This is a genomic window from Shinella yambaruensis (assembly GCF_050859155.1).
In the GTDB taxonomy this organism is placed as follows: Bacteria; Pseudomonadota; Alphaproteobacteria; order Rhizobiales; family Rhizobiaceae; genus Shinella; species Shinella yambaruensis.
Map to the genome: position 1 here is coordinate 3366288 of NZ_CP150638.1, position 13258 is coordinate 3379545.

At 64.5% G+C, this 13258-nt stretch carries 14 protein-coding genes and 1 other RNA gene; 10 read left to right on the top strand and 5 right to left on the bottom strand.

The features are described 5' to 3' along the window. Positions 1–57: 57 nt before the first annotated feature. Both tal and WMC41_RS16555 read left to right on the top strand, forming a co-directional pair. Complete coding sequence (gene tal / locus WMC41_RS16550; RefSeq protein WP_272806449.1) at positions 58–1020, top strand: transaldolase; 963 nt, start codon at positions 58–60, stop codon at positions 1018–1020. Positions 1021–1176: 156 nt separating this feature from the next. Next, positions 1177–1578, top strand: a complete 402-nt coding sequence (locus WMC41_RS16555) for a hypothetical protein (protein ID WP_432344892.1) — start codon at positions 1177–1179, stop codon at positions 1576–1578. Positions 1579–1581: 3 nt separating this feature from the next. Here WMC41_RS16555 and ssrS read toward each other — a convergent pair. The 3 genes from ssrS to WMC41_RS16570 form a co-directional block, all read right to left on the bottom strand. After that, positions 1582–1740, bottom strand: a non-coding RNA gene (gene ssrS / locus WMC41_RS16560) — 6S RNA. A gap of 50 nt (positions 1741–1790) precedes the next feature. Next, on the bottom strand, positions 1791–2162 hold the full coding sequence (locus WMC41_RS16565; protein WP_244768321.1) for a cell division protein ZapA: 372 nt from the start codon (positions 2160–2162) through the stop codon (positions 1791–1793). 23 nt (positions 2163–2185) lie between these two features. Next, positions 2186–2458 (bottom strand): DUF4164 domain-containing protein, encoded by a 273-nt coding sequence (locus WMC41_RS16570; RefSeq protein ID WP_037408596.1) that lies wholly within the window; start codon positions 2456–2458, stop codon positions 2186–2188. Positions 2459–2787: 329 nt separating this feature from the next. Between WMC41_RS16570 and tkt the strand changes: the two genes are divergently transcribed. The 4 genes from tkt to WMC41_RS16590 all read left to right on the top strand — a co-directional run bounded on the left by tkt (position 2788) and on the right by WMC41_RS16590 (position 7628). Then, a complete protein-coding gene (tkt, locus tag WMC41_RS16575; RefSeq protein ID WP_272806451.1) occupies positions 2788–4770 on the top strand; it encodes a transketolase in 1983 nt (660 codons plus the stop codon). Positions 4771–4835: 65 nt separating this feature from the next. After that, positions 4836–5837, top strand: a complete 1002-nt coding sequence (gap, locus tag WMC41_RS16580) for a type I glyceraldehyde-3-phosphate dehydrogenase (RefSeq protein ID WP_272806452.1) — start codon at positions 4836–4838, stop codon at positions 5835–5837. A gap of 11 nt (positions 5838–5848) precedes the next feature. Further along, positions 5849–6412 carry a putative glycolipid-binding domain-containing protein gene (locus tag WMC41_RS16585; protein ID WP_432344897.1) on the top strand — a complete coding sequence of 188 codons (564 nt, stop codon included), beginning with the start codon at positions 5849–5851 and terminating at the stop codon, positions 6410–6412. A gap of 16 nt (positions 6413–6428) precedes the next feature. After that, positions 6429–7628, top strand: a complete 1200-nt coding sequence (locus WMC41_RS16590) for a phosphoglycerate kinase (protein ID WP_432344899.1) — start codon at positions 6429–6431, stop codon at positions 7626–7628. A 404-nt stretch (positions 7629–8032) separates the two neighbouring features. On the opposite strand, the gene WMC41_RS16595 is transcribed toward WMC41_RS16590, so the two are convergent. Beyond that, positions 8033–8188: a hypothetical protein gene (locus WMC41_RS16595; RefSeq protein WP_244768316.1), complete on the bottom strand. Its 156-nt coding sequence runs from the start codon at positions 8186–8188 to the stop codon at positions 8033–8035. A 152-nt stretch (positions 8189–8340) separates the two neighbouring features. On the opposite strand from WMC41_RS16595, the gene WMC41_RS16600 reads away from it, so the two are divergent. From WMC41_RS16600 to WMC41_RS16610, 3 genes are all read left to right on the top strand, one after another. After that, on the top strand, positions 8341–9618 hold the full coding sequence (locus WMC41_RS16600; protein ID WP_272806455.1) for an MFS transporter: 1278 nt from the start codon (positions 8341–8343) through the stop codon (positions 9616–9618). Beyond that, positions 9615–9803: a DUF1192 domain-containing protein gene (locus WMC41_RS16605; protein ID WP_064331139.1), complete on the top strand. Its 189-nt coding sequence runs from the start codon at positions 9615–9617 to the stop codon at positions 9801–9803. The genes WMC41_RS16600 and WMC41_RS16605 overlap by 4 nt, the downstream gene beginning before the upstream one ends. 381 nt (positions 9804–10184) lie before the next feature. Further along, positions 10185–10703, top strand: a complete 519-nt coding sequence (locus WMC41_RS16610; RefSeq protein WP_272806456.1) for a DUF1465 family protein — start codon at positions 10185–10187, stop codon at positions 10701–10703. Between the two features lie 297 nt (positions 10704–11000). On the opposite strand, the gene rpmE is transcribed toward WMC41_RS16610, so the two are convergent. Further along, positions 11001–11222 carry a 50S ribosomal protein L31 gene (gene rpmE / locus WMC41_RS16615; RefSeq protein ID WP_023516320.1) on the bottom strand — a complete coding sequence of 74 codons (222 nt, stop codon included), beginning with the start codon at positions 11220–11222 and terminating at the stop codon, positions 11001–11003. 190 nt (positions 11223–11412) lie between these two features. On the opposite strand from rpmE, the gene WMC41_RS16620 reads away from it, so the two are divergent. Then, positions 11413–13236 (top strand): ABC transporter transmembrane domain-containing protein, encoded by a 1824-nt coding sequence (locus tag WMC41_RS16620; protein ID WP_432344904.1) that lies wholly within the window; start codon positions 11413–11415, stop codon positions 13234–13236. Positions 13237–13258: the final 22 nt, after the last annotated feature.

Below are 13258 nucleotides of genomic sequence, written 5' to 3' on the forward strand. Positions count from 1 at the left end.
AGGGCCCGAGCGTTTCAGCGCCCGGCGGCCCAGCAACAACCATTCGGGATTTCGGATATGACGTCCAAGCTTGAACAACTTCGTGCGATGACGACCGTCGTGGCAGACACCGGCGACATCGAAGCCGTGCGCCGCCTGAAGCCGGTCGATTGCACCACCAACCCCACGATCGTCCTGAAGGCACTCGGCACGCCGATGTTCGCCGACACCGTCACGGAAGCCATCCGCTGGGGCCAGTCGCAGGGCGGCAACCGCGAGGGAGTCGTCTCGGCCGTGGCCGACCGCCTTGCCATCTCCGTCGGCGCGGCGCTTGCCGAACTCGTGCCCGGCCGCGTCTCGACCGAAGTCGACGCCGACCTCTCCTTCGACACCGAAGCCTCCATCGCCAAGGGCCGCGAGATCATCAAGGCCTATGAGGCGCGTGGCATCACCCGCGACCGCATCCTCATCAAGCTCGCCTCCACCTGGGAAGGCATCCGCGCCGCGGAAGTCCTCCAGAAGGACGGCATCGACTGCAACCTGACGCTGCTCTTCAACAAGGCCCAGGCCATCGCCTGCGCCGATGCCGGCGTCTTCCTCATCTCGCCCTTCGTCGGCCGCATCCTCGACTGGCACGTCAAGGCCAGCGGCAAGACCTTCACGGCGGAAGAGGATCCGGGCGTGCTCTCCGTCCGCGCCATCTACGACTACTACAAGTCGAACGGCATCGACACGATCGTCATGGGCGCCTCCTTCCGCAACACCGGCGAGATCGAAGCCCTTGCCGGCTGCGACCGCCTGACGATCAGCCCGGCACTGCTCGAAGAGCTCGACGCCGCCGAAGGCACGCTGGAGCGCAAGCTCTCGCCGGAAAAGGTCGCCAGGGTCTCGCCGATCAAGATCGACGAGAAGGCCTTCCGCTGGATGCTGAACGAAGACGCCATGGCAACCGAAAAGCTTTCCGAAGGCATCCGCGCCTTCGCCAAGGATCTCGGCAGCCTGCGCGCCATGATCGACAAGGAACTGAAGGCGGCGGCGTAAATATCCTCCGACAAAGGGAAACGCGACGGCCGCCCCTCGGGCGGCCGTTTTGTTTTGCGCTTTAACCATAACGTGAGCAAACGTTCTGATAGGACTCGCGACGCCGCCGACACACGCCTAGATTATATCAAGGCAGGATAGCGGAAGGGTTCCGGCATGAAGCATTTTTTGGCGACGGTCATTCTGCTTTATGCCGCGGGACTTGCCAAACCGGCGATGGCGGAGGACCGTTTTCATGGCGAATGGCAGCAGATTTTCTCCAATGCCGGTGCATGCACGACGTGCCGGATTACCATCCTCCAAAACGGCGCATCGCTTGAAATTCTCGCCAACAATGATTGGATAGCCATTGCCGAAACAAGAGACCGCCGAACCGCGAACGGCGCAGGATTCTGGAAACAGGGGACGCGTAAGACCTATGCGGGCAAAGCCTTCGACATCAGGTTGTGGCATAGCGGCTATGACGAGCTTGCTATGACCATGAGGATCGAAGCTGCACGCGGGAAATCCCACACGATCAAGGCGTTATTCAAGAGGATCGAACGCCGAAAAGTCTAGAAAGCACGATCCGCGACGACCGATGGAGAGTTACGATCCTGGGTGCCTACAAACGTAGGTGGGCACCGTGTGACCAAGCCCACGGGCCGGGTCAGGGACAGCTCCCTTTGGATCGAGTATGGCCCCAGGGATTGTGGTTCCTGTCGGGAAGCGCAGATCGCATCCGATATATAGGCGCAAACCGGCGTCTTCGCCAGTGGCAATTCTGCCGCTCAGTTGACCGGCGGCTTGCCGGACAGTTTCGCCGCCATGCCCTGGATCTGGCTGGTCAGCTCGCCGAGCGCCTGGGCGATCGCATCCTCGTTGCGGGAAACCTCGCTCATCACGCCTTCGCGGCCCTTGCGCAGGTCCTCGGTCTCCGCCTCCAGCTTGGTCAGCCGGCGCCTGACGTCGTTGAGTTCGTCCATGACCATGATGCCGGCCATGACGGTCAGGCGCAGGTCGCCGATCTCGCCGAACTGGCTCTTCAGGTGCCCGACATATTGATCGAAGCCGGAGGCGAGCTCTTCGAGATGCGCCTCCTGGCCCTCTTCGCAGGCCATGCGATAGGCCTTGCCATCGATCTGTACGGTTACCTGTGCCATGCGGATTTTCCTGATTGCGGGGACTAGCGGTCGAGCACGGCCCGGATGGTTTCCATGGCCGTGACGAGCCGCCGGGAGACCTCGCGGTTGACCTCCTCCAGGCGATTTGCACGGAATTCGGACTGGTCGAGCTCCTGGGCGAGCCGCGAGCGGTCGGCATTCACCCGACGCACCTCGCCTTCGACCTCGCCATGGTCGCGCTCGCGGTCGAAGCGCATGTCGAGCGCATTGTCGAGGCTGAGTATCGCCCTGCGAAGCTCCTCGATCGCCGCCCTGACTGTTTCCCCGTTCGTCATAAAGCCTTCACCGGCACTCTCAAAAAACGCGAATCGCCGCCGCCAGCGCCGGTTCTCTTGCGTTGACAGTATTCAACTGCGGGCCCGAGCGTCAACAGCGCGGCCGTGCACGCGGGAAAGCCCCTGTGGATCAGCGTTCCCGCAAGGAGCGTAGGCCCCCTCCCGCACCCTTTCGAAAACGCTAAAAAAGCCGGCGGAATCGGCCTTCAAAGGCCGGAAAAACCGCCGAATTCGTTGACTCCGACGGTGCACCTGCTATGTGTCACCCCGCTTCCTAACCGATGCCCGAAAGGGCAGCGGCCCTGAACCCCGAAGAATACGGAACAGTCATGATCTCTCGCGAAAAACACGACCGGATGGCGAACGCAATTCGCTTCCTTTCCATGGATGCCGTGGAAAAGGCGAACTCGGGTCACCCCGGCCTGCCCATGGGCGCAGCAGACATCGCAACGGTTCTTTTCACCCGCTTCCTCTCCTTCGATCCGAAGACGCCGTCCTGGCCGAACCGCGACCGCTTCGTGCTGTCGGCCGGCCACGGCTCGATGCTCCTCTATTCGCTCCTGTACTTGACGGGCTACGAGGACATCACGATCGACGAGATCAAGAACTTCCGCCAGCTCGGCGCCAGGACCGCCGGCCACCCGGAATACGGCCACGCCGCCGGCATCGAGACGACCACCGGTCCGCTTGGCCAGGGCATCGCCAACGCCGTCGGCATGGCGCTTGCCGAACGCAAGCTGCGCGACGAGTTCGGTTCCGACCTCATCGAGCACTACACCTACGTCCTCGCGGGTGACGGCTGCCTCATGGAGGGGATCAGCCAGGAAGCAATCTCGCTCGCCGGCCACCTGAAGCTCAACAAGCTGATCGTGTTCTGGGACGACAACAACATCTCCATCGACGGCCCGATCTCGATCGCCGACTCGACCGACCAGCACGCCCGCTTCCGCGCCTCGAACTGGAACACGATCGCCGTCGACGGCCATGATCCGGATGCGATCGCCGCGGCGATCGAAGTGGCGCAGAAGTCCGACAAGCCGACCATGATCGCCTGCAAGACGACGATCGGCTGGGGCGCCCCGAACAAGGCCGGCACGCACAAGGTGCACGGTTCGCCGCTCGGCGCCGAAGAGATCGCCGCCACCCGCAAGGCGCTGAACTGGGAATCGGAAGCCTTCGTCGTGCCCTCCGACGTGCTCGACGCCTGGCGTCTCGCGGGCCTGCGCTCGGCCAAGACGCACAAGGAATGGGAAGCGCGTCTCGAAAAGACGGACGCCGAGAAGAAGGCCCAGTTCGTCCGCCGCTTTGCCGGCGACCTCGAGAGCGGCCTCGAACCGGCGATCGCCGCCTACAAGAAGAAGCTTGCCGAAACCAAACCGAACCCGGCCACCCGCAAAGCTTCGGAAGACGCCCTGGAAGTCATCAACGGCGTTCTCCTCGAAACCATCGGCGGTTCGGCCGACCTCACCGGTTCGAACAACACCAAGACCAGCCAGACCAAGTCGATCACCCCGACCGACTTCTCCGGCCGCTACATCCATTACGGCGTGCGCGAGCACGGCATGGCGGCGGCGATGAACGGCATGGCGCTGCATGGCGGCCTCATTCCCTATTCCGGCGGCTTCCTGATCTTCTCCGATTACTGCCGCCCGTCGATCCGCCTTGCCGCGCTGATGGGCATCCGCGTCATCCACGTCCTGACGCACGATTCCATCGGCCTTGGCGAGGACGGCCCGACGCACCAGCCGGTCGAGCACATGGCGGCACTGCGCGCCATCCCGAACCTGCTCGTCTTCCGCCCGGCCGACGCCACGGAAACGGCCGAATGCTGGCAGCTTGCGCTGGAAAGCCACAACCGCCCGTCGGCCATCGCGCTGACCCGCCAGAACCTGATGCCGGTGCGTCTGGAATACGAGGAAGAGAATCTTTGCGCCCGCGGCGCTTACGATCTCGTCTCCGCCAGCGACGCGAAGGTGACGCTGTTCGCCTCCGGCTCGGAAATCGAGATCGCCGTCAAGGCCCAGCAGGCGCTGTCGGCCAAGGGCGTTTCGACCCGCGTCGTCTCGGTTCCCTGCGTCGAGCTCTTCGCCGAGCAGCCGGAAGCCTACCAGCAGGCGGTCATCGGCAACTCGCCGGTCAAGATCGCCATCGAAGCCGGCATCCGCCAGGGCTGGGATCATTTCATCGGCTCGGACGGCACCTTCATCGGCATGTCCTCCTTCGGCGCGTCCGGTCCCTACAAGGACCTCTACAAGCACTTCGGCATCACGCCGGAAGCCGTCGTCGCCGCCGCGGAAGCCAAGCTCGCCTGAGTGCGTAAGGCGCGGCCCGCCGCGCCCTACCCCGCCAAACGTTTATTGATAGGGAGAGACCCCACATGACTGTGAAAGTTGCCATCAACGGTTTTGGCCGCATCGGCCGCAACGTTCTGCGCGCCATCGTCGAATCCGGCCGCACCGACATCGAGGTCGTCGCCGTCAACGACCTCGGCCCGGTCGAGACCAACGCGCATCTCGTTCGCTATGATTCCGTGCACGGCAAGTTCCCGGGCACCGTCACCGTTTCCGGCGACACGATCGACGTCGGCCGCGGCCCGATCCGCGTCACCGCCATCCGCGACCCGAAGGAACTGCCCTGGGGCGACGTCGACATCGCGCTGGAATGCACCGGCCTGTTCACGACGAAGGAAAAGGCCGGCGCGCACCTCGCCAACGGCTCCAAGCGCGTCATCGTCTCGGCCCCGTGCGACAACGCCGACAAGACCATCGTCTACGGCGTCAACCACAACACGCTGACCAAGGACGACCTCGTCATCTCCAACGCCTCGTGCACGACGAACTGCCTTGCTCCGGTCGCCTACGTGCTCGACAAGGCCTTCGGCATCGAGAAGGGCTACATGACGACGGTTCACTCCTACACGGGTGACCAGCCGACCCTCGACACCATGCACAAGGATCTCTACCGTGCCCGCGCGGCGGCCCTGTCGATGATCCCGACCTCGACCGGCGCCGCCAAGGCCGTCGGCCTCGTGCTGCCGCAGCTGAAAGGCAAGCTAGACGGTTCGGCCATCCGCGTGCCGACCCCGAACGTCTCGGTCGTCGACCTGAAGTTCGTGCCGAAGCGCAACGTCACCGCCGAGGAAGTCAATGCCGCCATCAAGGAAGCCGCCGAAGGCGAGCTGAAGGGCATCCTCGACTACGTCACCGGCCCACTGGTCTCGATCGACTTCAACCACGACAGCCACTCTTCGAACTTCGCCGCCGACCAGACCAAGGTCCTCGACGGCAACCTCGTGCGCATCCTTTCCTGGTACGACAACGAGTGGGGCTTCTCGAACCGCATGTCCGACACGGCCGTTGCCCTCGGCAAGCTGATCTAAGGACGCCAAACATGTTCCCGCCCCTTGTCCTCAAGACGGTCCGCTGGCGTCCGTTGGAGGGCGAGGGGCTGGAACACCTGACCGTGCGCGCCGTCGATGGCGGCCTTCGGGCCGAAAGCACCGTGATCGGCGACCACGGCAACCGGCCCTTCGGCGTTCGCTACCGCATCGATCTCGATACAGCCTGGCGCGTCCGCGCTTTCCTCGTCGAAGACATGGCCGGCCGGCGCATCGCGATGACATCGGATGGCGAAGGCCGCTGGAGCGGAGAGGACGGAAAACCCTTTCCCGCCTTCGATGGCTGCATGGACATCGATCTCGCCGGCTCGCCCTTCACCAACACGTTGCCGATCCGGCGGCTGGGTCTTTCCGTCGAACATGGGAAGACGACGCTGGCCATGGTCTACGTCCCGTTCGATACGTTCATGCCCTTCGTGGACGGCCAGCACTATACCTGCCTCGCGCCGGCAAGCCGTTACCTCTATGAAGCGGCGGATCGCACATTCAGCGCGGAGCTTCCGGTCGATGCCGACGGCTTCGTGACCGACTACCCCACCCTATTTACAAGACTTTGACGGGAGCCCACTCCTCATGACCTTCAAGACCCTCGACAACCTCACCGACATCGCCGGCAAGCGCGTGCTCGTCCGCGTCGATCTCAACGTTCCGGTCAAGGACGGCAAGGTCACCGATGCGACCCGCATCGAGCGTGTCGCCCCGACCATCCGCGAACTCTCGGAAAAGGGCGCGAAAGTCATCCTGCTCGCCCATTTCGGCCGCCCGAAGGGTGAGGTCGTTGCCGACATGTCGCTGGAGCAGATCCTGCCCGCCGTCAACGACGTCCTCGGCAGGAAGGTCGGCTTTGCCGCCGATTGCACCGGCGAGCCGGCCGCCGCCGCCATCGCCGCCATGGGTAACGGCGATGTCCTGCTTCTGGAAAACACCCGCTTCCACAAGGGCGAGGAGAAGAACAACCCGGACTTCACCGCCGCTCTGGCCGCAAACGGCGACATCTTCGTCAACGACGCCTTCTCCGCCGCCCACCGCGCCCATGCCTCCACCGAGGGCCTGGCGCACCTCCTGCCCGCCTATGCCGGCCGCACCATGCAGGCCGAGCTGGAAGCCCTCGAGAAGGGCCTCGGCAACCCGGGCCGTCCGGTCGTCGCCATCGTCGGCGGGGCGAAGGTCTCCACCAAGATCGACCTCCTGATGAACCTCGTGAAGAAGGTCGACGCGCTGGTCATCGGCGGCGGCATGGCGAACACCTTCCTCGCCGCCCGCGGCACCAATGTCGGCAAGTCGCTCTGCGAGCATGACCTTGCAGACACCGCCAAGCAGATCATGATCGAGGCGGCGACCGCCACCTGCGCCATCGTGCTGCCGGAAGACGGCGTCGTCGCCCGCGAGTTCAAGGCCAATGCCGAGAACCAGGTGGTCGACGTCAACGCCATCCCGGCCGATGCCATGATGCTCGATGTCGGCCCGAAGACGGTCGAGGCGGTCAATGCCTGGATCTCGCGCGCCGCGACGCTCGTCTGGAACGGCCCGCTGGGTGCCTTCGAGATCGCGCCCTTCGACGCCGCGACGGTCTCCGCCGCCAAACACGCCGCTGCCCGCACCAAGGAAGGCAAGCTGGTTTCCGTCGCCGGCGGCGGCGATACCGTTGCCGCCCTCAACCATGCCGGCGTCGCCGACGATTTCACCTATGTCTCGACCGCCGGCGGCGCGTTCCTGGAATGGATGGAAGGCAAGCCCCTGCCGGGCGTCGACGTCCTGCACCAGCAGAAATAACGGCAGAACCCTTGCGCTTGGCGTCGGATCGCTTACATTCCTCTTATCGTCAACGTTGAGAAAGGAAGGTGATCCAATGTCTAATGAGATTTCGGTCTTGGCTTCGGGCATGGGAATTGTGGTGAACGCAACGAGGCAGCCCTCGTTCTGATCCCCGCCTTCCTTCGGGCCGCAAGGCCCGGGTCCGCACCGGACCAAACCTCATGGGGGCCACCTTCGGGTGGCCCTTTTGCGTTTCAGGATCCAGCCGCAACCCTCGCGCCATCCACTGCCGTCATCCTCGGCCTCCGAGCCGAGGTTCCACCACCGCGCCCGGAGGATAAATGGTCAGGTCGGGCCTAAATCATGACAAGAAGACGTTTGCGGCCTTCTGGTCGCGGCTGGTCCTGTTGGACAACATCTTGTTACGGCCGGATCAGCACGGTCAGCATCATCAAGGCGATGGCGACGACGGCGATCTTCCAGAAATCCGCGCGCCGTCTCAGCCCTGGCAGGCCGAGGGGCCGGACGAGATGCAGCAGCATGACGGCGAGAAGCAGGGCGGGCAGGATTTTCGACATGGCGGCCTTTCTCCGCCCTTCCTGTCACACCTCAGACACTTTTCCAAGCGATCAGCGTGGCGCCTGAAAATCGCTCGCCCGCGCGCTTTGCATCTGGCAATCGGTGGCAGGTACGCTATTCCTTACCCATTGGCGAAACTCACGAAAACCTCATGCGTAAAAACCTCATTTCCGTCTTCGCGCTTCTCATGGGCACGTTGTTCCTCTTCCTCGGGAACGGCCTGCACGGCCTGCTCCTGCCCATGCGCGGCGCCTTCGAAGGTTATGAGACGACGATGCTCGGCCTGCTCGGCACGTCCTGGGCATCCGGCTTCGTTCTGGGCTGCCTTCTGGCGCCCACCGTGGTCAAGCGCATCGGCCATGTACGCGCCTTTTCCGGCTTCGCCTCGCTGATCGCCATCATCGCGCTGCTTACCGGCATGCTGGTCGATCCGGTCTGGTGGATCGCGCTGCGCGCCGTCACCGGCTTCTCGATCGCCGGCACCTCGATGATCATCGAAAGCTGGCTGAACGAGCGCGCCACCAATGAAAGCCGCGGGCTGATCTTCTCGCTCTACATCGCCATCACCCTCGTCGGCACCGTCGGCGGCCAGATGACCGTGGCGCTGGGCGACGTCACGACGCCGATGCTCTTCATGTTCGCCGGCATCCTCTATTGCCTCGCCATGCTGCCGACGACGCTCTCCACCGCCGCCTCGCCGCAGCCGCTGAAGCAGGTCAGGCTCGACATCCCCGCCCTCTACCGCACCTCGCCGGTCGCGAGCGTCGGCATCGTGCTGATCGGCATCGCCAATGGCGCCTTCGGCACGCTCGGCGCGGTCTTCGGCGCCAATGCCGGCCTCACCTCCAGCACGATCGCCATCATGATGAGCGTCGCCATCTTTGCCGGCGCCGTCATGCAGCTGCCCGCCGGCCGCCTGTCTGACCGGGTCGACCGGCGCATCGTGCTCGCGGCCCTCTCGGCCATCGCCGCGGCGGCGGGCCTGTCGCTCTTCGTCTTCCAGCCGGCCTCCGTCATCGTGCTTCTGGTGCTGACGGCCCTCTACGGCGCGATGGCGAACGCGCTCTACCCCATCGCCGTCTCGCACGCCAACGACTTCGCCAGCCCCGAGGACTTCGTCAAGGTCTCCGGCGGCCTCCTGCTGCTCTACGGCGTCGGCACGATCATCGGCCCGACGCTCGGCGGCCCGATCATGTCCGCGGTCGGCCCCTATGCGCTCTTCATGGTCACCTGCTGTGCGCATATCCTCATCACCGTCTACGCCATCTTCCGCAGCCGCCGCCGCGCCGCGCTGCCGGCCGAGATGCGCGAGACCTACACGACCCTCAACCCCGGCACGCTCACCACGCCGGAAAGCCTACAGCTTTCGCCGCGCGCCCTCGCCCAGCCGCAGGCCGCCGACGAGCAACAGGAGGAGCGCCCCGCATGAGCTTTTTCGAAGACGACCGCCCCGTAAAGAAGATCGCCCATGAGATCGGCAGCGACCTCTCGCTGCTCTCCGTCGACGAGCTTGCCGCCCGAATCGACCTCCTGCGCGCGGAAATCGAACGGCTTGAGGCGGAGAAGCTGAAGAAGGGCGCGAGCCGCTCGGCGGCGGAAAACCTGTTCCGCTGAACCTGTGCCGGATTGCCGCAGCCTTGCCGAAAAGGCACAGGCACGAGCAAACCACCAATAAAGTTAACCGGCCATTAAGCCTTCCCTGTTATTACTTGTGCATCCGGTCCTTCCGGATTCAGACATTTTCACCCCCCGGGGTTTCGGTCTGATTTTTCTCCCTGTTTTACCTTGAGAGCCGCTTCCCGCGGCTCTTTTTTTGCTCGCCGCCACCCCACGCACGGCCTGTCCCGAAAGAATTGTGGAGATTAACCCTTTCTTAAGAATACCCTTGCGCGAATTGGGTTATGGGATCATCCTCACGACACAGACCGGCCGATTGGAACACCGCAGGCCGACCTTCCGTTACCTGCATGTGATGCGTTCAACAGGGATAAAACCATGTCCGAAAGAGGATTGAATACCGTCAGCTTCGCTGGCCACGTTGCGGCGTCGGCGCAATTCAAGTCCCTGTACGCCGAGGGCATGGGTCTGGTCGAGGAGACCGCGAGCTATCTGGACGGCGTCGGCCGCCAGGCCTCCAAGGTGCTGCCCCGCATGGCCTCGGTGCTCTATGCGGCCGAATCGATGCGCCTCACCACCCGCCTGATGCAGATGGCCTCCTGGCTGCTCCTGCAGCGCGCCGTCAACAATGGCGAGATGAGCCGCGACCAGGTGCTTTCGGAAAAGAACAAGGTCCGCCTCGACAGCTTCAACGTCGACAAGACGGCGCCCGGCTGGAACGACCTGCCGGAAGCCTTCCGCGACCTCATCGAACGCTCGCTGCGCCTGCAGAACCGCATCGCCCTGCTCGACCGCGAGATCTATCGCCCGCAGGACGTCCAGACCTTCGCGCCCGACAACCAGAACAGCGTACAGGCCCAGATCAACCTGTTGCAGACGGCCTTCGGCAGCAACTGAGCAGCCGCAAGCGCATCACACGAGACAACCCGGCTTCGGCCGGGTTTTTTGTTGCTTACGGCGCAGCTGATCGCCCCTCACCTGCCTGCCGGCATCCTCTCCCCGCAAGCGGGGCGAGGAAGGCTGGGCGCGCTGTTTGTCCGCAATCACTTACCCACAGAAGAAGGGAAACCGGCGCGACACCCCCTTCTCCCCGCTTGCGGGGAGAAGGTCCCGGCAGGGGGATGAGGGGCGGTTTCCGCACAACAAAAAACCCGGCCGAAGCCGGGTTTCTCAAACTCTTCCGAAGCAGGCGGATTAGAGGCCGAGGCCTTCGAAGCGCTTCTTGAACTTGGAGACGCGGCCGCCGCGGTCCATGAGCTGCTGGTTGCCGCCGGTCCAGGCCGGATGGGACTTCGGATCGATTTCGAGGTTCATCGTCGCGCCTTCCGAACCCCAGGTCGAACGGGTTTCGTACTCGGTGCCGTCGGTCATCACGACCTTGATGGTGTGGTATGCGGGATGAATATCAGCCTTCATGACAATTTTCCTGCCTGTTCCGGGGGCCAATTGTCGCAATGGATTGCGACAGCGGGGCCAAAGACGTAAATGAAGCCGCGGTCGGTCGGACCTACGGCTTCCCAATTCGATGGCGAGCCTATACATGAAGGCCGTCCGGATAACAAGAGCCGAAAGACAATTCGTGCCTGAAGGCGCTGGAAACGGGGGTATGGTGTCCACAGACAGAGAGAAGGGCGCGCAGGAAAAATCGGCGCGCCGCAACATTCGTCCGCTGGGCAGGCTTGCTCCCTATATCAGTCGCTATCGCGGCCTCGTCGCCGGGGCGCTGGCAGCGCTCGTCATGGCCGCCGTCACCACGCTCGCCCTGCCGCTCGCCGTGCGCCGCATGATCGACCACGGCTTTTCCGGCGCCGATGCGGGTTTCATCAACACCTACTTCACGATGCTCTTCGCGCTGGCCGGCCTGCTCGCGCTGGCGAGCGCCATGCGCTACTACTTCGTCATCACGCTCGGAGAGCGCATCGTGGCGGACCTGCGCCGCGACGTCTTTTCCCATGTGACGAAGCTCTCGCCCGCTTTCTTCGACGTCAACCAGTCCGGCGAGATCGTCTCGCGGCTGACGGCCGACACGACGCAGATCAAGTCCGCCGTCGGCGCCACCGCCTCCGTCGCGCTGCGCAACCTCATCCTCTGTCTCGGCGCCATCGCCATGATGGTCTATACCAGCCCGAAGCTCTCCAGCCTCGTCATCGCCGCCATTCCCATCATCGTCTTCCCGCTCGTCGCCTTCGGCCGCTCCGTGCGCCGCCGCTCGCGCGAGGCGCAGGACACGCTGGCGGCCGCCTCCGCCTATGCCGGCGAGGCGATCGGCGCCACGCGCACGCTGCAGGCCTTCAATGCGGAAGACGCCGCCCGCGCCCGCTTCTTCGGCGCGGTCGAGCAGGCCTATGGCGCCGCACGCTCCGCCATCCGCGCCCGCTCGCTGCTGACCGGCTTTGCCATTGCCATGATCTTCGGCTCGGTCGTCGCCGTGCTCTGGTTCGGCGCCCGCGACGTGCTGTCGGGCACGCTTTCGGCCGGCACGCTCGGCCAGTTCCTGCTCTATGCGGTCTTTGCCGCCGGCAGCCTCGGCGCGCTGTCGGAAGTCTGGGGCGAGCTTTCGCAGGCCGCCGGCGCGGCCGAGCGCCTGACCGAGCTCCTGGAAGAGCCGCCGGCGATCACCGCGCCCGCGAACCCCGTGGCCCTGCCGCTGCCCGCGCGCGGTGACCTGACCTTCAATGATGTGCATTTCGCCTATCCCGCCCGTCCCGGCTATCGCAGCATCAACGGCCTGACCTTTGCGGTGAAGCACGGCGAGACCGTTGCCATCGTCGGCCCTTCCGGCGCCGGCAAAAGCACGATCCTCTCGCTGGTGCTGCGCTTCTACGATCCCGATGCCGGCACCGTGCTTCTCGACGGCGTCGATCTTCGTGCCGCCGATCCGCACGAATTGCGCCGCCGCATCGCGCTCGTGCCGCAGGACGTCACCATCTTCGCAGCGACCATCCGCGACAACATCGCCTTCGGCATGTCCGGCGTCAGCGACGAGGCCGTGCGGGCCGCCGCAAGGGCGGCGCAGGCGGAAGAGTTCATCGAACGGCTCGACAGGGGCTATGACACCATGGTCGGCGAACGCGGCGTCACGCTGTCGGGCGGCCAGCGCCAGCGCATCGCCATCGCCCGCGCCATCCTCAAGGACGCCCCGCTGCTGCTGCTCGACGAGGCGACCTCCGCCCTCGACGCGGAAAGCGAGACGCTCGTCCAGAAGGCCCTCGACGGCCAGATGGGCAAGCGCACGACGATCGTCATCGCCCACCGTCTCGCCACCGTGCTGAAGGCCGACCGCATCCTCGTCATGGAGGCAGGCCGCATCGTCGAGGAAGGCACCCACCAGTCGCTCATCCGGCAGGACGGGCTTTACGCCCGCCTCGCGCGCCTGCAGTTCGATCATGGCGGCCAGGCCTTCTTTGGAGAGGACCGCGCAGCCGGCTGAACGCCGGCTCTTGCCTGACGGG

Coding starts and splice junctions, on each gene's coding strand:
- tal (WP_272806449.1), top strand. CDS start 58: ATGACGTCCAAGCTTGAACAACTTCGTGCGATGACGACCGTCGTGGCA.
- WMC41_RS16555 (WP_432344892.1), top strand. CDS start 1,177: ATGAAGCATTTTTTGGCGACGGTCATTCTGCTTTATGCCGCGGGACTT.
- WMC41_RS16565 (WP_244768321.1), bottom strand. CDS start 2,162: ATGGCACAGGTAACCGTACAGATCGATGGCAAGGCCTATCGCATGGCC.
- WMC41_RS16570 (WP_037408596.1), bottom strand. CDS start 2,458: ATGACGAACGGGGAAACAGTCAGGGCGGCGATCGAGGAGCTTCGCAGG.
- tkt (WP_272806451.1), top strand. CDS start 2,788: ATGATCTCTCGCGAAAAACACGACCGGATGGCGAACGCAATTCGCTTC.
- gap (WP_272806452.1), top strand. CDS start 4,836: ATGACTGTGAAAGTTGCCATCAACGGTTTTGGCCGCATCGGCCGCAAC.
- WMC41_RS16585 (WP_432344897.1), top strand. CDS start 5,849: ATGTTCCCGCCCCTTGTCCTCAAGACGGTCCGCTGGCGTCCGTTGGAG.
- WMC41_RS16590 (WP_432344899.1), top strand. CDS start 6,429: ATGACCTTCAAGACCCTCGACAACCTCACCGACATCGCCGGCAAGCGC.
- WMC41_RS16595 (WP_244768316.1), bottom strand. CDS start 8,188: ATGTCGAAAATCCTGCCCGCCCTGCTTCTCGCCGTCATGCTGCTGCAT.
- WMC41_RS16600 (WP_272806455.1), top strand. CDS start 8,341: ATGCGTAAAAACCTCATTTCCGTCTTCGCGCTTCTCATGGGCACGTTG.
- WMC41_RS16605 (WP_064331139.1), top strand. CDS start 9,615: ATGAGCTTTTTCGAAGACGACCGCCCCGTAAAGAAGATCGCCCATGAG.
- WMC41_RS16610 (WP_272806456.1), top strand. CDS start 10,185: ATGTCCGAAAGAGGATTGAATACCGTCAGCTTCGCTGGCCACGTTGCG.
- rpmE (WP_023516320.1), bottom strand. CDS start 11,222: ATGAAGGCTGATATTCATCCCGCATACCACACCATCAAGGTCGTGATG.
- WMC41_RS16620 (WP_432344904.1), top strand. CDS start 11,413: ATGGTGTCCACAGACAGAGAGAAGGGCGCGCAGGAAAAATCGGCGCGC.